The sequence below is a fragment of the Streptomyces sp. NPDC096012 genome, assembly GCF_040426375.1.
In the GTDB taxonomy this organism is placed as follows: Bacteria; Actinomycetota; Actinomycetes; order Streptomycetales; family Streptomycetaceae; genus Streptomyces.
The window spans coordinates 400077-421050 of sequence record NZ_JBEOTD010000001.1 but is presented as its reverse complement, the minus strand read 5'-3'; the positions used below and the strand labels follow the sequence as shown (position 1 = coordinate 421050).

Sequence of the window (20974 nt, the reverse complement as noted above, 5' to 3'; positions counted from 1 at the left end):
AGCGCTGGAGCAACCATAGGCGCAGGGCCCTGCCCCGCTTGACGCGGAGTCGGCAACAAGCGCGCACGAGCGTTCGATCTTGCCTCGCCGAGCGTCAAGAAATCGTCAAGAGTTAGGTAAGGTAACGAAGTACTTGGATGCGGTGCGCCGCAGCCTCGCGGACATGTGCACGTGCGCCCGCGCGCCCCGCGCGCGGGCCAAGGAAGGGAACCGCCGCTGACTGTCCAGCACCTCAACCAGCTCCTGCTCGTCTGCTCCGTCGTCCTGCTCGTCGCCGTCGCGGCCGTCCGGATCTCCTCCCGCAGCGGGCTCCCCAGCCTGCTCGTCTACCTGGGCATCGGCGTCCTCATGGGCCAGGACGGCATCGGCGGCATCCACTTCAACAGCGCCGAGGTGACCCAGGTCATGGGCTACGCGGCGCTCGTCGTGATCCTCGCCGAGGGCGGCCTGGGCACGAAGTGGGATGAGATCCGCCCGGTCCTGGCGTCCGCATCCGTGCTGGCGACGGCGGGCGTCGCGGTCAGCGTGGGCGTCACCGCGGCGGGCGCGCACTACCTGGTCGGGCTGGAGTGGCGGCAGGCGCTCATCATCGGCGCGGTGGTGTCGTCCACGGACGCTGCGGCGGTGTTCTCGGTGCTCCGCAGAATCCCCCTCCCCACGCGCGTGACGGCCACGCTGGAGGCGGAGTCCGGCTTCAACGACGCCCCCGTGGTCATCCTGGTCGTCGCCTTCTCGACGGCCGGCCCGGTGGAGCACTGGTATCTCCTGCTGGGCGAGATAGCCCTCGAACTGGCCATCGGGGCGGCCGTGGGGCTGGCGGTGGGCTGGCTCGGGTCCTGGGGGCTCAGGCACGTGGCCCTGCCCGCCTCGGGCCTCTATCCGATCGCCGTCATGGCCATCGCCGTCACCGCGTACGCCGCCGGTGCGCTGGCCCACGGCAGCGGCTTCCTGGCCGTCTACCTGGCCGCGATGACGCTCGGCAACGCCAGGCTCCCGCACTGGCCGGCCACGCGCGGCTTCGCCGAGGGGCTCGGCTGGATCGCCCAGATCGGCATGTTCGTCGTCCTCGGCCTGCTGGTCACCCCGCACGAGCTGGGTGACGACATCCTGCCCGCCCTGCTCATCGGGCTGGTCCTGACCATGGTGGCCCGGCCGCTCAGCGTGGTCCTCAGCCTGGCGCCGTTCCGCGTGCCGTGGCCGGAACAGACCCTGATGTCGTGGGCGGGCCTGCGCGGCGCCGTGCCCATCATCCTGGCGACCATCCCGATGGTGAACGGCGTCGCCGGCAGCCGCCGCATCTTCAACATCGTCTTCGTGCTGGTCGTCGTGTACACCCTGGTCCAGGGCCCGACCCTGCCCTGGCTCGCGCGCAAACTGCGGCTCGGCGAGCAGGGCGAGGCGTCCGACCTGGGCATCGAGTCGGCGCCCCTGGAGCGGCTGCGCGGACACCTGCTGTCCGTCTCGATCCCCGAGGGCTCCCTGATGCACGGCGTCGAGGTCAGCGAGCTGCGCATGCCGCCGGGCGCCGCCGTCACTCTCGTCGTGCGAGAAGGGGAATCGTTCGTTCCGATGCCCACGACGGTGCTGCGGCGGGGGGACGAACTGCTGGTCGTCGCCACCGACCCGGTCCGCGGTGCCGCGGAGCGGCGCCTGCGCGCGGTGGCCCACGGCGGCAAGCTGGCCGGCTGGCTGGGCACCGGTGGATCGGGGGCGGATCGGTGAGCGGGCCGCGCGCGGCGGGCGCCCGCCGGCGGCGCGTCCCGGGCGCCGCCCGACCCGGCTCCCAGCGACGCCGGCTCCCTGCGACACGACTGGGGCGGGGGCCGCGCACCTGAGCCGGCCATCCGCGCCATACCGGCCTGTTCCGGACGATTCACACCCGCGTCGATCGCAGGTGAAAGGGTCCCGCGGTGCTCATTTTCACAGGAGCGCAAGGTCTTGATCCTGTAGTGTGAAGGCACCCAGATCGAACCAACTCTGCCTGATGCAGAGCTGGCGCGACCGTATGGCGGCCGGCACACCCTCCGCAGAGGCACCGGTATCTACCGCAGCTCCGCGCAAGAGGACAGCTCTCGGCGCCCCCGCACGGGCGCGCTACCAGGCCGAAGAAAGGCACGGGCCGTGGCATCCACGGTCACCACCGAGCCGGCGGAGAACTCGCCGGTGTCGTCCCGCCCCGGATACGGACGGCTGCTGCGCACCCGCGGCGCCTGGACGTTCCTGCTCCCCGGTTTCGCCGCGCGCCAGCCGTTCGCCATGCTCACGATCTCGATCGTGCTGCTCGTGCAGCACACCACCGGCTCGTACGGCGCCGCGGGCGCCGCCGCCGCTGCCACCGGTGTCTCCATGGCGCTGTTCGCGCCGTACAGCGGCCGCCTCGCCGACCGGTACGGCCAGCGGGCCGTGCTGATCCCCGGCGTGCTGGCGCACACCCTGGCGAGCCTGGCCCTGACGGCGCTCGCGCTGGCGCACGCGCCCCTGTGGGTGCTCCTGCTGGCGGCCGTCCCGACGGGTGCCTCGGTGCCCCAGGTCGGCCCGATGGTGCGGGCCCGCTGGGGTGTGAAGCTGCAGGGCTCGCCGCTGATGACCACGGCGGCGGCGTTCGAGTCGGTCACGGACGAGCTGACCTTCGTGTTCGGCCCGCTGCTCGCGACCGCGCTGTGCACCGCCGTGACCCCGTCGGCGGGCCTCGTCACCGAGGCCGGGCTGACCCTCGTCGGCGGCCTGCTGTTCGCCGCGCAGAAGAGCACGCAGCCGCCGGTCGGCGCCGAGACCGGGCACGCGCGCGTGAAGCACGCCTCCGCCCTGAGCGTCCCGGGCGTGCGCGTGCTGGCCGTGACGTTCCTCGGTATCGGCTCGGTCTTCGGCGGCATGCAGGTGGCGCTGGCGGCGTTCACCGAGTCGATCGGCGAGCCCGGCCTGAACGGCGTCCTGTACGGCGTCTTCGCCGCCGGCAACATGCTGTCCGGTGTCGTGTGCGGCGCGATCGCCTGGAAGGCCGCTCCCCAGCGGCGCCTGGTCATCGGGTACACGGCGCTCGCGGTGACCGCGTCCGCCCTGTGGACCGCCCACTCCGTGCTGCTGCTCGCCGGGCTCGGCCTGCTGGTCGGCATGTGCATCGCACCGGCCCTGATCACCGGTTACACGCTGGTCGAGGGCCTGGTCCCGGCCGGCGCGCGCACCGAGGCGTTCACCTGGCTGACCGGCGCCGTCGCGCTCGGCCAGGCGGCCGCCGTCACCGTCGCCGGGCAGCTGGAGGACCGGCTGTGGGACGGCGCCGGTTTCCTGGTGCCCATGGCGGGCACGGTGCTGGCGCTGGCCACCCTGGTGGCGCTGCGCTCGGCGCTGGTCGCCCGGCAGCGCAACCGCACCGTCGCACGTGGCGTCGGTCACCGCGTGCCGGTCACGGTGGACTGATCCCCGGGAATACGTCACTATGGACTGTCGTTAGCACTCATCGAGTGAGAGTGCCAGGAGGAAGACAGTGCCGACCTATCAGTACCAGTGCACCGAATGCGGCGAAGGCCTCGAGGCGGTGCAGAAGTTCACCGACGACGCCCTGACCGAGTGCCCGCGCTGCGAGGGCCGCCTGAAGAAGGTGTTCTCCGCCGTCGGCATTGTCTTCAAGGGCTCGGGCTTCTACCGCAACGATTCCCGCGGCTCCTCGTCGAGCAGCAGCCCCGCCTCGAAGCCGAGCTCGTCGTCCGACTCGAAGTCGTCGCCGGCGTCCTCGTCGGCCTCGTCCGAGTCGAAGTCCTCCTCGACGACGTCGTCGTCCAGCTCCGCCAGCAGCTCCGCCGCCTGAGACCTCTCGTCCGGGACCCTGCCGTCGCACGACGGCAGGGTCCTTGGCATGTCCCGCACCGCCTCCCGCCGTGCTCCGGCGGCCCGCTAGTGTGCTGGCCATGGCGAACGCAGAGATCGGCGTAATCGGCGGCTCGGGCTTCTACTCGTTCCTCGACGACGTGACCGAGGTCGAGGTGGACACCCCCTACGGGCCTCCCAGCGACTCCCTCTTCATCGGTGAGATCGCCGGCCGGCAGGTCGCCTTCCTGCCCCGGCACGGCCGCGGCCACCATCTGCCGCCCCACCGCATCAACTACCGCGCCAACCTGTGGGCCCTGCGCTCGGTGGGGGTGCGCCAGGTCCTCGGACCGTGCGCCGTGGGCGGGCTGCGCCGCGAGTACGGGCCCGGCACGCTGCTGGTGCCCGACCAGTTCGTCGACCGTACGAAGTCCAGGGCGCAGACCTACTTCGACGGGATGCCGCTGCCCGACGGCACCGTGCCGAACGTGGTGCACGTGTCCGTGGCCGACCCGTACTGCCCCGCCGGGCGGTCCGCGGCACTGAAAGCGGCGCGCGGACGCGACTGGGAGGCGGTGGACGGCGGCACGCTGGTCGTCGTGGAGGGGCCGCGTTTCTCGACCCGCGCCGAATCCCTGTGGCACCAGGCGCAGGGCTGGTCGGTCGTGGGCATGACCGGTCACCCCGAGGCGGCGCTCGCCCGGGAACTGGAGCTGTGCTACACGTCGCTGACCCTGGTCACCGACCTGGACGCGGGCGCCGAGACCGGCGAGGGCGTCTCCCACGAGGAGGTGCTGCGGGTGTTCGCGGCCAACGTGGACCGGATGCGCGGTGTGCTGTTCGACGCCGTGGCGGCGCTGCCGGAGACCGGGGCCCGGGACTGTCCGTGCGTGAACGCGCTCGGCGGGATGGACCCGGGGTTCTCCCTGCCGTAGTCCGCCGGCCGGGCAGCCTGGGGACAACCGGGCGGAATTCCCCGTTCGGGTGGGCGGGTTGTCCACCGTCCGCCCGCGGTCCACAGGCCGCGGCGGGATCCGGGGCGAGGCCTCATCGTGGCATCGCAAGCCGAATTCCTCCTCGCGGTGGTGATGTCCGTGCCCTTCCCCTCGTCGTCCCCGGCCCCCTCCTCCCCGTCTCTCCCTCCCGTCCGTTCCCCCTTCCCGCCTCCGCTGCGTCTGCCGCGCCCGCTGGGCACGGACGCCCCCGCGACGTGCGAGGTGCCGCAGTTCGCCCCGGTGCGGGTGCGCGGCGGCCGGTATCGGCTGCAACGGCTCGTAGGGCACCGCGGGCGGGCCGTCGCGGCCGGCCTCGCGGTGACGGCCGCCGCACTGGTGGCGGCGGCGCCGCGCACGGCGCCGGAACCGCACCGCGCGGAGCGGATCCGCGGGCACCCGCTCGCGGAACCGGTCCGCCGGCCCGCGACCGCGGACCTGGTGACGGCGCCGGTGCGGATCGCGGACGCGGCCACGGTCCGCCTCCTGCGGGCCGGCGACCGCGTCGACGTCATCGCCGCGCAGGACCCCTCGGCCGGGGGCGGTGCGCAGGTCGTGGCGCGGGGCGTGCGGGTGACGAAGGTGCCGGAGCCGGTGGCGGGCGCCGGTGAGAGCGGGGCGCTGGTGGTGCTGTCGGTGCCGCGCGCCACGGCGGCACGCCTGGTCGGCGCGAGCGCCACGGCCCGGCTGGCGGTGACGCTGTGCTGAAGCGACTCGTGTGCGTGATGGACGTCGACGAGGTGAACCGCCATCCGGTCGGGAGGATCACCGCGATCGGCATCCGCGGCGACTTCGGCGAAGGCCCCGGCCTGCTCATGGCCGATATGCCGTCAAGTCCCCCGGAGAAGTCGAGGGATTGGACAGGGTGGGCCCACCGTGGCATAGGTTGCGGAGCGTTTGATTCCGATACCTGTGCATGCGAGGAGCGTTTCCCAGGTGACCCAGAAGGAGAAGAGGGGGCCGAGCGTCTGGCAGGGCTTCAAGGCCTTCCTGATGCGCGGCAACGTCGTCGATCTGGCAGTCGCGGTGGTCATCGGCGCCGCCTTCACGAACATCGTCAACGCGCTGGTGAAGGGGATCATCAACCCGCTGGTGGGAGCGATCGGCACCCAGAACCTCGACAACTACAGCTCGTGCCTGGAGGCCCCCTGCAAGGTGGGCGCGGACGGCTCGGTGAAGAGCGGGGTGCCGATCCTGTGGGGGTCCGTCCTCGGTGCCACGCTGACCTTCCTGATCACCGCGGCGGTGGTGTACTTCCTGATGGTCCTGCCCATGTCGAAGTACCTCGCCCGGCAGGCCGCCCGCAAGGCGGCACGGGAGGGCACGAAGGAGGTCCTGGAGGTGAGCGAGCTGGAGGTGCTCAAGGAGATCCGCGACGCGCTGGTCGCCCAGCGTGGATCCGGGCACGACGGGCGCTAGCGGAGCTCCCGCGGGCGGCTCAGAGGTGGTGGGGCGGCTTCTCGTCGAGGAAACGCTTCAGGTCGGCGGCGCTGTCGCCGCTCGGGCGCTCACCCCAGCCGCGATCCGTGTCGTCCGTGGACTGCTGGTCCAGCGGGTCGTCGAAGACCAGCGCGGGCTTGGGGTCGCGCGGCTCGGATTCCGGGGCGGTGCTCATGCCACCAGGGTACGGCTCTCCCGCGGCAGGCCCGGTCCGGCGTCCGTCGCGGACGCCGGGCGGCCGCCGGCCGGAGCCGTCCGGAAGCGGTCCGCCGGACGGCTCCGCGGACGCCGACCGGGCCACGCCGGCACCCGCTCACGGACGCCCACCGTGCCAGGCGGGCACCCGCCCGGAAGGGTCCACTCGTGAAGCGATTCACAAAGCGTGCAGGCTTTCGATGCGGTTTTCTGCTGTCCTGGGGGACATGACGTCCAGTTCCGCTCCGGGGCCCGGCACCCCGGGCGCACCGCAGTCATCCCGTCTCCTGCGGCGGCTCACCGCACGCGGACGCGACGAGGCGCACCGGGTCTCCTCCCCGCTGGAGCTCCTCTTCGACCTGTGCTTCGTCGTGGCGATCGCGCAGGCGGGCGTACAACTGGTGCATGCCGTGGCAGAGGGCCACGCGGGCCACGGGATCCTCAACTACGCGATGGTGTTCTTCGCCATCTGGTGGGCGTGGATGAACTTCTCCTGGTTCGCCTCGGCGTACGACAACGACGACGTGCTCTACCGCCTCGTCACCCTGGCGCAGATCGCCGGTGTCCTGGTCCTGGCCGCCGGCGTCTCCCGGGCCTTCCAGCACCAGGACTACGTGATGGTCTGGCTCGGCTACCTGATCATGCGGCTGGCGATGGCCACGCAGTGGCTGAGAGCCGCGCGAGCGGCCACCGGCGCGGAGAGACGCATGGCGCTCCGGTACGCCTTCGGCGTGCTGCTGTGCATGATCGGCTGGTTCGGGCTCGTGGCGCTGCCCCAACCCGCCCGGCCCTGGGTCTTCCTGGTGATGGCCGTCGCGGAACTGTGCGTACCGCTCTTCGCCGAGAGGCATCACAGGACGTCCTGGCATCCGCATCACATCGCCGAGCGGTTCGGCCTGTTCACCATCATCGTGCTCGGCGAGACGATCGCCGCGTCCACGGTCGCCGTGAAGTCGGCCGTGGACGAGCACGACGCGCTCGGCGAGCTGCTGCCCATCGCGGCGGGCGGGCTGCTGATCGTCTTCTTCGCGTGGTGGATCTACTTCGTGGTGCCCATCCACGGCCACCTGCGCTCCAGCCGGCAGGCGTTCCTCTGGGGATACGGCCACTACCTGATCTTCGCCTCGGCCGCGGCCATCGGCGCGGGCCTCGAGGTGGCCGTGGAACAGGCCGTCGGCAAGACGCACATCTCCACGCTCTCCGCCTCGGCGGCCGTGACGCTGCCGACGGCCCTGTACCTGCTGGCCGTCTGGGCGCTGCACTCGCGGCACTTCAAGGTGGGCATCGCCCAGCAGCTGGTGCTGCCCGGCACGGCCCTGCTGGTGATCTGCTGCACCTTCCTGGGCCACTGGGCCGTGCTCGCCGCGGGCCTCGTCTGCACGGCGGCGGTGGCCACCGGAGCGGTACTGGCCGCCCGCACGGACCGCCGGGACCGCGGGGCGGACGTCGCGGCACCGGCCGGCTGAACCCCGGCACGCGTCCCCGCCTGGGACAGACTGGCGCCCATGACAGTTGACGCATTGACGGACGTCGCCGGTCTGCGGGTGGGGCACGCCACCCGCCGCGGGGACGGCCGGCTCACGGGCACCACGGTCGTCCTGGCCCCCGAGGATGGTGCCGTCGCCGCCGTGGACGTGCGCGGCGGCGGACCCGGCACCAAGGAGACCGACGCGCTCGACCCACGCAACGTGGTGCAGAAGGTCGACGCCGTGGTGCTGACCGGTGGCAGCGCGTACGGGCTCGACGCCGCCTCCGGTGTGATGGCCTGGCTGGAGGAGCGGGGACGCGGGGTGCCGGTGGGGACGGACCCGGCGCATGTCGTGCCGGTCGTGCCCGCCGCGTGCGTCTTCGACCTGGGACGCGGGGGCGACTTCCGCGCGCGGCCGGACGCCGCGACCGGGCGCGCGGCGGTCGAGGCCGCGGCGGCGACCGCACCGGGCGCTCCGGTGCCCGAAGGGAACGTGGGCGCGGGCACGGGCGCCGTCGCGGGAGGACTCAAGGGCGGGGTGGGCACCGCGAGTGCCGTACTCGGCTCGGGGATCACCGTGGCCGCGCTGGTGGTCGCCAACGCGGCGGGGTCGGTGGTGGATCCCGAAACCGGTGCGCTGTACGGGGAGTTGTTCCAGGGCCGGGTGGAGTATCCGCAGGAGCGCGTGCACGAGGCCGCGCGTCGCCGGCTCGCCGAGACCGCCGCCGGCAACGCGCCCCCGCCGCTCAACACGACGCTGGCGGTGGTGGCCACGGACGCGGACCTGTCGAAGGCGCAGGCGCAGAAGCTGGCGGGCACGGCGCACGACGGGATCGCCCGCGCCGTGCGGCCCGTGCACCTCCTGCACGACGGGGACACGGTGTTCGCGCTGGCGACCGGCGCGCACCCGCTGGACGCGCACCCGCTGGCGTTCAACGACGTCCTCGCCGCCGGTGCGGATCTGGTGACGCGCGCGATCGTACGGGCCGTGCGCGCCGCCGAGTCGGTGGCAGGACCGGGTGGATCGTGGCCGTCGTACGGGGAGTTGTACGGCAGGGGCTAGGAGGTCCGCGGTCCCTGTCGGGTATGGATTGTCGCGGTTCTGTCACGTGATGGCGTTCACGGGCTACGGAGGGAACCCCGCCGGGCGCCGGTGCCCTCTTTCTCCACGCACTGGAACGGATCACTCACATCACACGAACTGGAGCAGCCCGTGACAACGCCGGACATTGCAGCGCGGCGCACAATGGTGGCCTGTGCCGCCCTGGTGGTCGGCGCCCTCACCCTGACCGCCTGCGGCGGCAGCGCCAGCGCCGACAGCAAGAACGGCAAGGACTCCGCCAAGACGTCGACGGCGAAGATCGCGATCTCGGCCGAGGACGGTTCGACGGACGCGTCCATCAACGCGACCGGGGTGAAGGTCAGCGGCGGAAAGCTGACCGGCGTGAAGATGACCGTGGCGGGGTCGGGGCAGGCCGTGCCGGGGGCGATATCGGCGGACGGCGGCAGCTGGAAGCCGAAGCAGCAGCTCGAACGCGGCACCAAGTACGAGATAGCCGCGACCGCCAAGGACGCCGACGGACGTACGGCGGCGGCCAACTCCATCTTCTCCACCGTCACCACGGCCAACAGCTTCATCGGCACCTACACGCCGGACAACGGCGCGACGGTCGGGGCGGGCATGCCGGTGTCGTTCACCTTCGACAAGTCCATCACCGACAAGAAGGCCGTGCAGTCGCACATCACGGTCGACTCCAGCAGCGGCCAGCAGGTGGTCGGGCACTGGTTCGGGGACCAGCGGCTGGACTTCCGGCCCCAGGAGTACTGGAAGGCCGGCTCCAAGGTCACCATGCGGATCGACCTGGACGGGGTCCAGGGCGCGAAGGGCGTCTACGGGGTGCAGAAGAAGACCGTCTCCTTCACCGTCGGGCGGTCACAGGTCTCCACGGTCGACGTCAACACGCAGACGATGACGGTCGTACGGGACGGCAGGACGATCAAGTCGGTGCCGATCTCCGCGGGAAGCCCGGACCACACCACGTACAACGGGCAGATGGTGATCTCCGAGAAGTTCACGCAGACCCGGATGAACGGCTCGACGGTCGGCTACGGCGGGGAGTACGACATCCCGGACGTGCCGCACGCGATGCGGCTGACGCAGTCGGGGACGTTCATCCACGGCAACTACTGGTACAACAAGGGCAACCCGCCCTTCGGGCGCCAGGGCACCAGCCACGGCTGCGTCGGCCTCGCGGACGTGCAGGGGGCGCAGGGCGCCACGTCGGCCAAGTGGTTCTTCGACAACACGCTCGTCGGGGACGTCGTGATCGTGAAGAACTCCCCCGACAAGACGGTGGCGCCGGACAACGGCCTCAACGGCTGGAACATGGCCTGGAGCGCCTGGACCGCGGGAAGTGCGGTCTGAGCGGCGTCTTTTGACCGAACGGCGGGCCGCGCGGGAACATTTCGCGCGGCCCGCCCGTTTTCCCGGCGTACGTTTTCCCGGTTCCCGGACATGATGTCCGACCGAGGGGCTACGGTATGCACCCACAAGGTGACATGCAGCAACGCCGGGAGATGTCTTGAGCGTTCCGTACGAGACCGCAGCGTGCGAACCAGCCGAGTCGCCCGAGTCTCCGGAGGAGCACCTCGCGCGACTCCTCGGCCGTGCCCTGAACTCCTTCGAGCTTCCGGACGAGGTGATACGGCAGCTCGACTGCGCCCTGGCGTACGACGGTTCGCTGCACTCCGCGCACCACAGTGCGGGGCTGCACCGCGAGACCTACCGGCACACCTGGCTGCTCGCCGACGGTTCGGCGGTCACCCTGTGGGAGCTCGTGCACAATCCCACCCCCGGTGGCGTCCAGGAGCACGAGGTGTACGTCGACGAGGAGGAACTGCAGGCCGCCACGTCACGGCTCGGACTGCCTCCGGACACGCCCGTCTTCGAGCTGCCCGCGCTGATGCGGCTGTGGGCGATTCCCGAGCCCCGGCACGTGTTCGCCTCGGGTGACTCGGCGGACCACGCGCGCCGGCTCCTGCGCCGCGCGGAGAACCCCGACCGCCCCGGCGCCCGGACGGCGGCGCTGCTGGCGACGGCGACCGCGCACGGGATCACGCAGGCCTTCGGCCGGCCGGGGCGGACCGGACGAGCGGGACTGAGCTACGCGCTGTACGAGCACGCGTTCCTGCTGCCGGACGGCAGTGAGACCTGCCTGTGGGAGGTCGAGCACACGGCGACCCCCGACGGGCGGCACATGTGCGAGGTGTACATGTCCGAGCAGGCGGCCCGGGACGCCATGGAACGGCGCGCGGCCCGCCGGGGATGAGCAGCGGGGCGCCTTCCGCCCTCAGCTGTCGGCCAGTTGACGCATGAGGCCGGCGAACGCGTCCTGCTCCGCCGGAGTCAGTTCGACGGATTCCAGCGCGGGGCCGGCCTGGCGCTGGCGCGGCAGGGCCGGCAGGGGCTCGGCGGGGCGCCGGCCGGTGGCCCGGGGCCCGGGGCGGCGCAGCAGCCGCCACAGGACGACGGCCCAGGTCACGCTCGCCGCAGCGAGGACGGCCACGCCGATCAGCTCCGGAGTCGGGACGTGCTCAGCCATGCGGCCCAGTACACACCACGGTCCGGGACTTTGGCCCCGGACCGTGACGTATATCGCATGACGGAGTGAACAACTCACAGCGAACTAATAGGACAAGACCGCGGGAGCGGGGGGCGTGGCGGTCAGGCGGCCACCGGCTGCTGCTTCGCCTCCTTCGACGTGACGGCCGCGTCGGCCGGGCCGGCGGCGGCCGCGTCCGGGGCCTGCTTGCGCATGCCCTTCAGGAGGACCACCAGGGCCGTGCTGACGCAGACGCCGGCCGCGATGGCGGCGAGGTAGAGGAACGGGTTGCCGATCAGCGGGACCACGAAGACACCGCCGTGCGGGGCGCGCAGGGTGGCGCCGAAGGTCATCGACAGGGCTCCGGTGAGCGCGCCGCCCACCATCGAGGACGGGATGACCCGCAGGGGGTCCGCCGCGGCGAAGGGGATCGCGCCCTCGGTGATGAAGGAGGCGCCCAGGACCCAGGCGGCCTTTCCGTTCTCGCGCTCGGTGGGGGTGAACAGCCTGGCGCGGACCGTGGTGGCCAGGGCCATCGCCAGCGGCGGGACCATGCCGGCCGCCATCACGGCGGCCATGATCTTCATGGCCGAGCCGCTGGGGTCGGAGACGGCGATGCCGGCGGTGGCGAAGGTGTAGGCGACCTTGTTGACCGGGCCGCCGAGGTCGAAGCACATCATCAGGCCGAGCAGGGCACCGAGCAGGACGGCGTTGGTGCCGGTGAGGCCGCTCAGCCAGTCCGTCAGAGCCTTCTGGGCGGTGGCGATGGGTTTGCCGATCACGACGAACATCAGGAAACCGACGATCGCCGTGGAGATCAGCGGGATCACCACCACGGGCATGATGCCGCGGAACGCCGTCGGGATCCGCACCCGCTGGACGCCCAGCACCACGCCGCCGGCGATGAGACCGGCCGCCAGGCCGCCGAGGAAGCCCGCGTTGATGTTCAGCGCGATCGCACCGCCGACGAAGCCGGGGACGAGACCGGGCCGGTCGGCCATGCCGTAGGCGATGAAGCCGGCCAGTACCGGGACGAGGAACTTGAAGGCCACCTGGCCGATCTGGAAGAGCAGGGCGCCCCAGCTTCCGGACTGCGTCCACAGGAAGTGGTCCATGACCGAGGGTGCCTTGTCGACCTGCCAGCCGCCGATCGCGAAGCCGAGGGCGATGAGCAGGCCGCCCGCGGCGACGAACGGGACCATGTAGCTGACGCCGGACATCAGCCACTTGCGGAGCTTGGTGCCGTAGCCCTCCGTGGAGTCGCCCGTGCGCGTGACCGGTGTGCCGCCCGAGGCGGCCGCCGGGGCGCTCCTCTCGCCGCGCGCCGCCTTCTCGCGGACCTCCGCGATGAGGTCGCCGGGGCGGTTGATGCCCGCCTTCACCCCGACGTCGACGGTCGGCTTGCCCGCGAAGCGGTCCTTGTCGCGTACCGGGACGTCGTGCGCGAAGATCACTCCGTCGGCCGCCGCGATCAACGCCGGGTCCAGCCGGGTGAAGCCGGCCGAGCCCTGGGTCTCGGCGATCAGCTCGACACCCGCCTCGCGTGCCGCGTTCTGCAGGGACTCGGCCGCCATGTAGGTGTGGGCGATGCCGGTCGGGCAGGAGGTGACGGCGACGACGCGGAAGGGGCGCTCACCGGACTCCACGTCCGGGCCGGCCCCACCGGAAGCCGCCTGCGCCGACGCGGCTGCGCCCGCCGCGGGCGCCGCATCCCCCGCCGCACTGTCGGCCGCCCCGCCCGCCGCACTGCCCGCCGTGTCCCCCGCCCTGCCGGCCGCCGCCCCGGCCGCGTCACCGCCCGCGGTACTGCCCGCCGCGGCGCCGGCGGAGGCCGCCACCGGCGCCGCGGCGGTGTCTTGGGAGGCGGACGTGGCGTCCGCGACGGCGCCCTCGGCGGGGGCCGAAGCGCTCTGCGCACCACCGGCGTGCACGCTGCCGGCGTCGGCGCCACCGGCGTCCGCGCTGCCGCCGGTGCCCGCCGCGGCACCCCGCGCGTCCGGCGCACCGTGGCCCGGTTCCGCCGCCGTCCGCGCCTCGTCACCCCGGATGAGCGCCGCGGCCGTCTCCGGGCCCTCCGCCGCACGCAGCGCGGAGGTGAACTCGGCGTTCATCAACTGGCGGGCCAGTGAGGAGAGGATCGTCAGGTGGGCGTCGTCGGCGCCGGCCGGGGCGGCGATCAGGAAGATCAGGTCGGCCGGGCCGTCCGCGGCGCCGAAGTCGACACCGGCGGTGCTGCGGCCGAAGGCGAGGGTCGGCTCGGTGACGTGGGCGCTACGGCAGTGCGGGATGCCGATGCCGCCGTCGAGACCGGTCGGCATCTGGGCCTCGCGGGCCGCCACGTCGGCGAGGAAGCCCGCCAGGTCGGTCACCCGGCCCTGGGCCAGCATGCGCTCGGCGAGGGCACGCGCCGCCGCTTCCTTGGTGTCGGCGGACAGGTCGAGGTCGACCAGGTCCGCGGTGATCAGCTCGCTCATCGCGGGCTCCTCTGCACGCATATCGCCCGGGGGGAGGGGTGGGCGGAAAGGGGGACGGGGGTGCGGTGGGGGGTGGGGGTGCGGTGCACGCTGGGGATGCGGTGTCCGCTGGGGGTGCGGTGCACGCCCTGGATGCCGTGCACGCAGGGGGTGTGGTGCACGCCGGGGATGCCGTGCACGCCGGGGATGCCGTGCACGCCGGGGATGCGGTGCACGCTGGGGATGCGGTGTCCGCTGGGGGTGCGGTACACGCCGGGGATGCCGTGCACGCTGGGGGTGCGGTACACGCCGGGGATGCCGTGCACGCTGGGGATCCGGTGGAGGCACGTGGTCGTACGGGGGGACCTGGTCGTGCGGGGGAGCGTGGCCGTACGGAGGGACCTGGTCGTACGGGGCAACGTGGCCGTACGGGGCGACCTGGTCGTACGGGGACACCTGTCCGTACGGGGCGACCTGGTCGTACGGGGACACCTGTCCGTACGGGAAGCGCGGCGGCCGGGAGAACCCGGCGTCCCGCGCTCGGCGCGGTGGCTTCGGTGCTCGGCGCGGTCGCTTCGGTACTCGGGCCGCCTGGAGGGGGTGAGCGGGCGGCCGGTGGGGGGTGGGGGCGGGGTCATGGGGTCGGCTCCGTCAGCTCGCGTTCCAGGGGGAGGTCGGCGGTGACGGTCACCGTCGCCGGATCCAGGTCGGCGGGGGCCGGCATCACGCTGCCCGGCAGCTGGACGGCGGCGGCGCCGTGGGCGACGGCGGAGGCGAGGGCCTCGGGGCCGCTGCCGCCTGCGATGAGGAAGCCGGCCAGGGAGGCGTCGCCGGCGCCCACGTTGCTGCGGACGCCGCCCACGCGGGCGCTGCCGAACCAGGCGCCGGTGTCCTCCACGAGGAGCTGGCCGTCGGCGCCCAGGCTCGCGAGCACGGCGCGTGCTCCCAGCCCGCGCAGTTCCTCGGCCGCCTTCACCGCGTCACCCACGGTCGCCAGCGGGCGGCCGACGGCTTGCGCGAGCTCCTGGGCGTTGGGCTTCACCACGTCGGGCCGGGCGCGCAGCGCCTCGAGGAGCGCCCGCCCCGAGGTGTCCAGGGCGATGCGCGCTCCCCCGGCGTGCGCTCGCGTGACGACCTCGGCGTACCAGGAGGGCGCGAGCCCCCGGGGCAGGCTGCCGCAGCACGCGATCCAGTCCGCGTCGCGCGACTGCTCGCGCACCGTGTCCAGCAGCAGTTCCTGTTCGCCCGCCGACAGCTCCGGTCCGGGCGCGTTGATCTTCGTGAGCACCCCGTCGGACTCCGCCAGCGCGATGTTGGAACGGGTGGCTCCGGCGATCGCGACCGGCGCGACCTCGATGCCCTGCACGTCGAGCAGATCGGCGACGAGCGCACCCGCCGCACCCCCCAGGGGGAGGACCGCGACCGTGCGCCGTCCGGCGGCCGCGACGGCGCGCGAGACGTTCACGCCCTTGCCGCCGGGGTCGGTGCGCTCGGTGTCGGCGCGGATGACCTCGCCGCGCGTCAGGGCGACGACCTCGTAGGTGCGGTCCAGGGACGGGTTGGGGGTGACCGTGAGGATCATGCGCGTACCACTTCCGTGCCGCCGCGCTCGATGACGGCGGCGTCCTCGGGGCTCAGCCCGCTGTCGGTGATCAGCAGGTCCACGTCGTTCAGGTCGCCGAAGCGGGCGAAGTGCTCCTGGCCGTGCTTGGTGGAGTCGGCGAGCAGGACGACGCGGCGGGCGGCGGCGACGGCCGCGCGCTTGACCGCGGCCTCGGCGAGGTCGGGGGTGGTCAGACCGTGCTCGGCGGAGAAGCCGTTCGCGGCCACGAACAGCACGTCGGCGCGGATCTCGGCGTACGCGCGGAGCGCCCAGGCGTCCACGGCGGCGCGCGTACGGTGCCGTACGCGCCCACCGACCAGGTGGAGCTGGATGCCCGGATGGTCGGCCAGGCGGGCGGCGATGGGCAGGCTGTGCGTGACGACGGTGAGGGAGGACTCCAGCGGGAGCGCCGCGGCGACCCGGGCCAGCGTCGTACCGGCGTCGAGGATCATCGTGCCCTCGGCCGGCACCTCGGTGAGGGCCGCCTTGGCGATGCGGTCCTTCTCGTCGGCGGCGGTGGACTCGCGCTCGGTGAGGTCCGGTTCGAAGTCGAGGCGGCCGACGGGGATGGCACCGCCGTGCACCCGGCGGACGAGGCCGGCCCGGTCGAGTGCCTTCAGATCGCGGCGGATCGTCTCCGCCGTGACCTGGAACTCCTCGGCCAGCGACAGCACGTCCACCCGGCCGCCGTCACGGGCGAGCCGGAGGATCTCCTGCTGCCGTTCCGGTGCGTACATGTCGTCGGCCTCCGAGGTGAGGGGCCGATCACCGGCCCGTCGCTTCCGGTGCCCGGGCGCCCGATCGCTTCTCAAGCAATGCCCGAACGTGTGGTTTAACCGGCACGCTACGCCAGCACTTCCGGAAAGTAAACAGATTCGGACCACATTCGGGCATGAATGGGCTTCCGAGTGTGTCCGAAGCACTGGGGACCGCTACGGGCCTGGGTCTACCGCTGTCAGGCGTCAGGCTCGGCGGGCGCGGGCTGCGAGGCGGTCGGCGAGCGCGATGACGAGGGTGCGCAGTTCATGAGGGCGTTCGATGACGAACGGCCGGTCAAGTGAGGCGAGTACCGGCGGCAGCCAGTCGAGCCTTTCCGCCCTCAGTTCGACTCGCAGCCAACGCTCGGTCGCCGGATCCGCGCCCGGCGCGGGAGCGGGGTCCTCCAGGCTCGCGACGCCGGCCGGAAGGCGGGCGCGGATCTGATCGACCGTCCCATGGATCCGCAGGACCACCTCGTACCGGTACTCGGCCGTGGCGAACCCCGACAGCACGCGCTGTGCCGGATCAGGTCCGGCGGGCGCCTCGAACGAGCCGGGCAGGGTCCTCGCGGCCGCGATGCGATCGAGCCGGAAGGTCCGGTCCTCGCCGATCCCGGGGTCCGCGCCCGTGACGTACCACCGGCCCGAATGGGCGACGATCCCGTACGCGTGCAGTGAGCGTTCGCTGCGTCGGCCGTCGCGGTCGGTGTATCTGATCGAGAGCGGCCGCCGGTGGCGCACCGCATCGGCGACGGTGAGCAGGACCTCGGAGTCCGGGGTGGCGAACCGGCCGGGCGGGGCCGTGAACGCGAGGGATTCCAGGACCCTGTCGAGCCGGCGGGCCAAGCGCTTGGGCAGCACCCTGCGGATCTTGGCCGCTGCCGTCTCGCTCGCCGTGTCCGCCGCCGTCGTCAGCCCCTCCCGGCGACCGGCGACCAGGCCGAGCAGTACGGCGAGCGCTTCGTCGTCGCTGAGCATGAGTGGAGGCAAGCGGTACCCGGAGGCGAGCCGGTACCCGCCGTAGCGGCCCCGCACCGCCTCCACCGGCACGTCGAGGTCGATCAGCTGGTCCACATACCGCCGCACGGTCCGGCCGTCGACGCCGAGCCGGTCCGCGAGTTCAGCCGCCGTCCGGATGCCGCCCGACTGCAGCAGCTCCAGGAGAGTCAGCACGCGCCCGGTAGGTCGAGACATGCGGGGAAGCCTAATGCGAATACCGGACCGGTTCTGTCCGCTATCCGTCCTAGCCTGCGAAGCCCAACGGCTCCGTCAACGCGGGAGAACACCATGGACTTCGTCTCGATCCGGATCATCACCAGCGACGTGGCGCGCCTCGTCGAGTTCTACGGGAAGGCGACGGGGTTGCCGGCGACCTGGGCCACCGAGGACTTCGCCGAACTCGGAACCCCCTGCGCCACCCTCGCGATCGCCGGCACCCGCACCGTCCCGCTGTTCGCTCCGGGTTCCGCTCGCCCGGCGGACAACAGCAGCGTGATCATCGAGTTCCTCGTCGACGACGTGGACCGGGTGTACGCCAACCTGACCGGTTTCGTCGGCGACTTCGTCAACGAGCCCACCACGATGCCGTGGGGCAACCGGTCGCTGCTCTTCCGCGACCCCGACGGCAACCTCGTCAATTTCTTCACGCCGGTCACTCCGGCCGCCGCCGAGAAGTTCGCTCGCTGACGCCGCACACGGTCACCCGCGCGGGAGCCAGCCGGTCCCGGCACCGGCAAGGTCGGCTGCGGCTTCCTGCACACCGCGGTCGACGAGCACTCCCGGCTCGCCCCGGAGGCTCAGCGGGCCGGCAGGGCCTGCGACACGCCGGCGCCGCCAGCGGAATGCCGGCGCTGGGCCCGGTGGCGCGGTACCCGGCAGAGGCGGAGGCATGGCCGGAGCGTGGGTGAGCGACAGCAGCACCATGAGGTCAGTCCATGACCTGCATGTACGGCATCCTCGTAGCCATGGCGGACACCCCGGCCCGGCTCCTGCACCTGCTCTCCCTCCTCCAGACCCCGCGCGAGTGGCCCGGTGGCGAGCTGGCCGACCGGCTCGGGGTGTCGCGCCGTACGGTGCGCCGGGACATCGACCGCCTGCGCGAACTCGGCTACCCGGTGCAGGCCACGAGGGGCGCGGACGGCGGCTACCGGCTCGTCGCGGGCAAGGCCATGCCGCCGCTGGTGCTGGACGACGAGGAGGCCGTCGCGATCGCGGTCGGACTGCGCGCCGGCGCCGGGCACGCCCTGGCGGGTGTGGACGAGGCGTCGGTACGGGCGCTGGCCAAGCTGGAGCAGGTGCTGCCGGCCGGGCTGCGGCACCGGGTGGCCACGCTGCAGGCCGCCACGACGCCGCTGACCAGCGGGGACGGTGCGAACATCGCGCCGGAGACGCTGACCGTGATGGCCTCCACGGTGGCAGGGCGGGAACGGCTGCGGTTCGCCTACCGCGACAAGGACGGCGGCGACTCACGCCGGCTGACCGAACCGCACCGGCTGGTGTCGACCGGGCGCCGGTGGTACCTGGTCGCCTACGACGTCGATCGGGCGGACTGGCGCACGTTCCGGGTGGACCGGGTCAGCGCGCCGTTCGCGACCGGTGTCCGGTTCGCGCCACGGGAGTTGCCCACCGGCAGCGCGGCCGAATACCTGCGGCACTCCATCAGCCGGCGGCAGGACACGTACGCGTTCGAGGTCCGGTTCGCCGCACCGGCGGAGCGCATCGCCACACGGCTGCCCACGCGGGTGGGGACACCCGAGGACGACGGAGAGGGCGGGTGCGTCCTGCGCGGCACCACCGGCGATCCCGTGGAGTGGCTCGCGGTACGGCTGGCGATGGCGGGCTGCGAGTTCACCGTAAGAGAGCCGGCGGCCTTGGTGCGGAGCGCGAGAGAACTGGGCGGGAGGCTGAGCCGGGCGGCAGGCGGAGGCTGAGCCGGACGGCAAACGCCGGGGCTGAGCCGAGCGGCAGGCGGAGGCTGAGCCGGACGGCAAGCGCGGAGGCCGAGCCGGACGGCAAGCGCGGAGGCCGAGCCGAGCGGCAGGCGGAGGCTGAGCCGGATGGCAGGCGGAGGCTGAGCCGGATGGCAGGCGGAGGCTGAGCCGGACGGCAAACGCGGAGGCCGAGCCGAGCGGCAGGCGGAGGCCGAGCCGAGCGGCCGAGCGGAGCCTGGCGGCGGGCCGGAGCCGTGAAAAGCGGCCGGGCCTGGCGAGCGGCCGAGCCGAGCGGCAAGCCGAGCCTGGCGGCGGGCCGAGCCGTGAGAAGCGGCCAAGCCTGGCGAGCGGCCGAGCCTGGCGAGCGCATGTCCGATACGACCCTCACGCTCGGGCGGCTGCGGTCTCAGCGACGTGGACGCCCACGCTCGCCCGGAATCTGGTCTTCCGCGTCTTCCCGGCTTCCCGTGTCCTCCGCGTCCTCGGCGTCCCAGCCGAAGTCCCGCAGCGCGCGCAGGTTCCGCAGCGCGAGTGCCGCCGGGCCCTGGGGACCGGTGGGCGGAGACGCCGTGGCGGCCCAGGACTCCACGGCCACGCGGACGGCGGCCCCGGCGACGGCCGCGCCGAAGCGGAGGGCGGGGGTGACGTGCACCGAGGCGGAGGGGGCCGGTACCGAAGAGGGGACGGAGGGGGCCGACGCGGAAGCGGCCGGTGCCGAGGCCGACGGGGTCGGGGCCGGTGCCGAGGCGGAGGGAGTCGGCACGGAAGCGGCCGGTGCCGAGGCCGACGGGGTCGGTGCCGAGGCGGAGGGGGCCGGTGCGGAAGCGGCCGGTGGTGGGGCGCAGGTGGCCGGTGCCGGTGGCGCGGCAACGTTGTCGGCGTCCCTGCCCGCGGACCGGCGTGCCGCGAGGATCTCGCCAAGGGTCCCTTCCGCCGCCTGGCACACCTCCGCCCAGACCTTGCGCAGAGCCGGGCTGGTGTCGGCCAGGCGGACCAGGGTGCGGACCCATTCCCAGGTGGCGGCGGACACGGCGGACCCGGGGGTGAGGGTGTGGCGGACGGCGTGTTCCAGTGCCTCCGGGACAGTGAGGTCGGCCGGGGCCGCGCGTACCGCTTCCGCCCAGCGCTGGGCGCCCGCCGCGTACAGCGGAGCCACCGCTTCCTCTTTTGTGGCGAAGTAGCGGTAGAACGTCCGCGGTGCGACGCCCGCGGCCAGGGCGATGTCCTCGGCTCGGGTGGCGCGCAGGCCCTGGTGGACGAACAGGCCGGCCGCCGCCCGAGCGATCTCCATACGGGTTTCGGCCTTCCGGCGTTCGGTGAGGGAGACCGGCGCGGAGGCGGAAAACCGCTGGTGGGCGGGGTTGGGGGTGGTGCTCATCTCGGCAGGCTATGCCCATGTGACAGAATCTGCCATCCGGCGGTCCACCCCGGGGTTCAGGTACGGGGTGGGCCGCCGTTCCCATGCGCCGCCCTCAACCCCCAGGGGGTGCCGGGAATCCCCGGCACCGCAAAAGGAGCCGGGCTCCGGCGCCTGGGGGGGGTAGGCGCCGAAGCCCGGCTCTGGGAGGTCCCGGCGCCGGGGGGGGGATTGCGTCGGGACGTGGCTCACGTGGGTCGGCCGATGGTGTGAGGCCGCGTGGGGGACGGCGGTCCGCCACGGCCGATGGTGCGGGCGATGTCGTGACCCGGTCGAAGGTGGGGCGACCGAGCCGATGGTGCGAGTCCGGTG

General features: G+C 73.0%; 19 protein-coding genes and 1 pseudogene. 12 read left to right on the top strand and 8 right to left on the bottom strand.

What is annotated here, in order from left to right:
• Positions 1 to 171 precede the first annotated feature (171 nt).
• From ABVB68_RS02010 to ABVB68_RS01985, 6 genes are all read left to right on the top strand, one after another.
• The gene (locus ABVB68_RS02010) at positions 172 to 1722 is read left to right on the top strand and encodes a potassium/proton antiporter (RefSeq protein WP_353599058.1); all 1551 of its coding nucleotides are present in this window, start codon (positions 172 to 174) and stop codon (positions 1720 to 1722) included.
• Between the two features lie 399 nt (positions 1723 to 2121).
• A complete protein-coding gene (locus tag ABVB68_RS02005; protein ID WP_353599057.1) occupies positions 2122 to 3417 on the top strand; it encodes an MFS transporter in 1296 nt (431 codons plus the stop codon).
• A 67-nt stretch (positions 3418 to 3484) separates the two neighbouring features.
• Entirely contained in the window at positions 3485 to 3805 is a 321-nt protein-coding gene (locus ABVB68_RS02000; RefSeq protein WP_353599056.1) for an FmdB family zinc ribbon protein, read from the top strand.
• Positions 3806 to 3905: 100 nt separating this feature from the next.
• Positions 3906 to 4739: an S-methyl-5'-thioadenosine phosphorylase gene (locus tag ABVB68_RS01995; RefSeq protein WP_353599055.1), complete on the top strand. Its 834-nt coding sequence runs from the start codon at positions 3906 to 3908 to the stop codon at positions 4737 to 4739.
• Between the two features lie 153 nt (positions 4740 to 4892).
• Positions 4893 to 5504, top strand: coding sequence for a CpaB family protein (locus ABVB68_RS01990; RefSeq protein ID WP_353599151.1), 612 nt, complete (start codon positions 4893 to 4895; stop codon positions 5502 to 5504).
• Positions 5505 to 5789: 285 nt separating this feature from the next.
• Complete coding sequence (locus tag ABVB68_RS01985) at positions 5790 to 6215, top strand: large conductance mechanosensitive channel protein MscL (protein ID WP_503006004.1); 426 nt, start codon at positions 5790 to 5792, stop codon at positions 6213 to 6215.
• Between the two features lie 19 nt (positions 6216 to 6234).
• On the opposite strand, the gene ABVB68_RS01980 is transcribed toward ABVB68_RS01985, so the two are convergent.
• Entirely contained in the window at positions 6235 to 6411 is a 177-nt protein-coding gene (locus tag ABVB68_RS01980; protein ID WP_353599053.1) for a hypothetical protein, read from the bottom strand.
• Positions 6412 to 6658: 247 nt separating this feature from the next.
• Between ABVB68_RS01980 and ABVB68_RS01975 the strand changes: the two genes are divergently transcribed.
• The 4 genes from ABVB68_RS01975 to ABVB68_RS01960 all read left to right on the top strand — a co-directional run bounded on the left by ABVB68_RS01975 (position 6659) and on the right by ABVB68_RS01960 (position 11228).
• The gene (locus tag ABVB68_RS01975) at positions 6659 to 7897 is read left to right on the top strand and encodes a low temperature requirement protein A (RefSeq protein ID WP_353599052.1); all 1239 of its coding nucleotides are present in this window, start codon (positions 6659 to 6661) and stop codon (positions 7895 to 7897) included.
• A gap of 39 nt (positions 7898 to 7936) precedes the next feature.
• Positions 7937 to 8962 (top strand): P1 family peptidase, encoded by a 1026-nt coding sequence (locus ABVB68_RS01970; protein WP_353599051.1) that lies wholly within the window; start codon positions 7937 to 7939, stop codon positions 8960 to 8962.
• Positions 8963 to 9112: 150 nt separating this feature from the next.
• Entirely contained in the window at positions 9113 to 10324 is a 1212-nt protein-coding gene (locus ABVB68_RS01965; RefSeq protein WP_353599050.1) for a L,D-transpeptidase, read from the top strand.
• Positions 10325 to 10481: 157 nt separating this feature from the next.
• The gene (locus tag ABVB68_RS01960) at positions 10482 to 11228 is read left to right on the top strand and encodes a DUF6227 family protein (protein WP_353599049.1); all 747 of its coding nucleotides are present in this window, start codon (positions 10482 to 10484) and stop codon (positions 11226 to 11228) included.
• A 21-nt stretch (positions 11229 to 11249) separates the two neighbouring features.
• On the opposite strand, the gene ABVB68_RS01955 is transcribed toward ABVB68_RS01960, so the two are convergent.
• The 6 genes from ABVB68_RS01955 to ABVB68_RS01930 all read right to left on the bottom strand — a co-directional run bounded on the left by ABVB68_RS01955 (position 11250) and on the right by ABVB68_RS01930 (position 17509).
• Positions 11250 to 11501: a hypothetical protein gene (locus tag ABVB68_RS01955; RefSeq protein ID WP_353599048.1), complete on the bottom strand. Its 252-nt coding sequence runs from the start codon at positions 11499 to 11501 to the stop codon at positions 11250 to 11252.
• 122 nt (positions 11502 to 11623) lie between these two features.
• The gene (locus ABVB68_RS01950) at positions 11624 to 13975 is read right to left on the bottom strand and encodes a PTS fructose transporter subunit IIABC (RefSeq protein WP_353599046.1); all 2352 of its coding nucleotides are present in this window, start codon (positions 13973 to 13975) and stop codon (positions 11624 to 11626) included.
• On the bottom strand, positions 13972 to 14280 hold the full coding sequence (locus ABVB68_RS01945) for a hypothetical protein (protein WP_353599045.1): 309 nt from the start codon (positions 14278 to 14280) through the stop codon (positions 13972 to 13974). Before ABVB68_RS01945 ends, ABVB68_RS01950 begins: the two co-directional genes overlap by 4 nt.
• Positions 14281 to 14588: 308 nt before the next feature.
• The gene (gene pfkB, locus ABVB68_RS01940) at positions 14589 to 15536 is read right to left on the bottom strand and encodes a 1-phosphofructokinase (protein ID WP_353599044.1); all 948 of its coding nucleotides are present in this window, start codon (positions 15534 to 15536) and stop codon (positions 14589 to 14591) included.
• A complete protein-coding gene (locus ABVB68_RS01935) occupies positions 15533 to 16294 on the bottom strand; it encodes a DeoR/GlpR family DNA-binding transcription regulator (RefSeq protein ID WP_353599043.1) in 762 nt (253 codons plus the stop codon). Before ABVB68_RS01935 ends, pfkB begins: the two co-directional genes overlap by 4 nt.
• A 225-nt stretch (positions 16295 to 16519) precedes the next feature.
• The gene (locus tag ABVB68_RS01930; protein WP_353599042.1) at positions 16520 to 17509 is read right to left on the bottom strand and encodes a helix-turn-helix transcriptional regulator; all 990 of its coding nucleotides are present in this window, start codon (positions 17507 to 17509) and stop codon (positions 16520 to 16522) included.
• Positions 17510 to 17602: 93 nt separating this feature from the next.
• Between ABVB68_RS01930 and ABVB68_RS01925 the strand changes: the two genes are divergently transcribed.
• Both ABVB68_RS01925 and ABVB68_RS01920 read left to right on the top strand, forming a co-directional pair.
• On the top strand, positions 17603 to 18001 hold the full coding sequence (locus ABVB68_RS01925; protein WP_353599041.1) for a VOC family protein: 399 nt from the start codon (positions 17603 to 17605) through the stop codon (positions 17999 to 18001).
• Positions 18002 to 18258: 257 nt separating this feature from the next.
• Complete coding sequence (locus tag ABVB68_RS01920; RefSeq protein ID WP_503006003.1) at positions 18259 to 19245, top strand: helix-turn-helix transcriptional regulator; 987 nt, start codon at positions 18259 to 18261, stop codon at positions 19243 to 19245.
• Between the two features lie 853 nt (positions 19246 to 20098).
• On the opposite strand, the pseudogene ABVB68_RS36845 reads toward ABVB68_RS01920, so the two are convergent.
• Positions 20099 to 20536 (bottom strand): annotated as a pseudogene (locus tag ABVB68_RS36845) (TetR/AcrR family transcriptional regulator); the annotation flags it as partial.
• Positions 20537 to 20974: the final 438 nt, after the last annotated feature.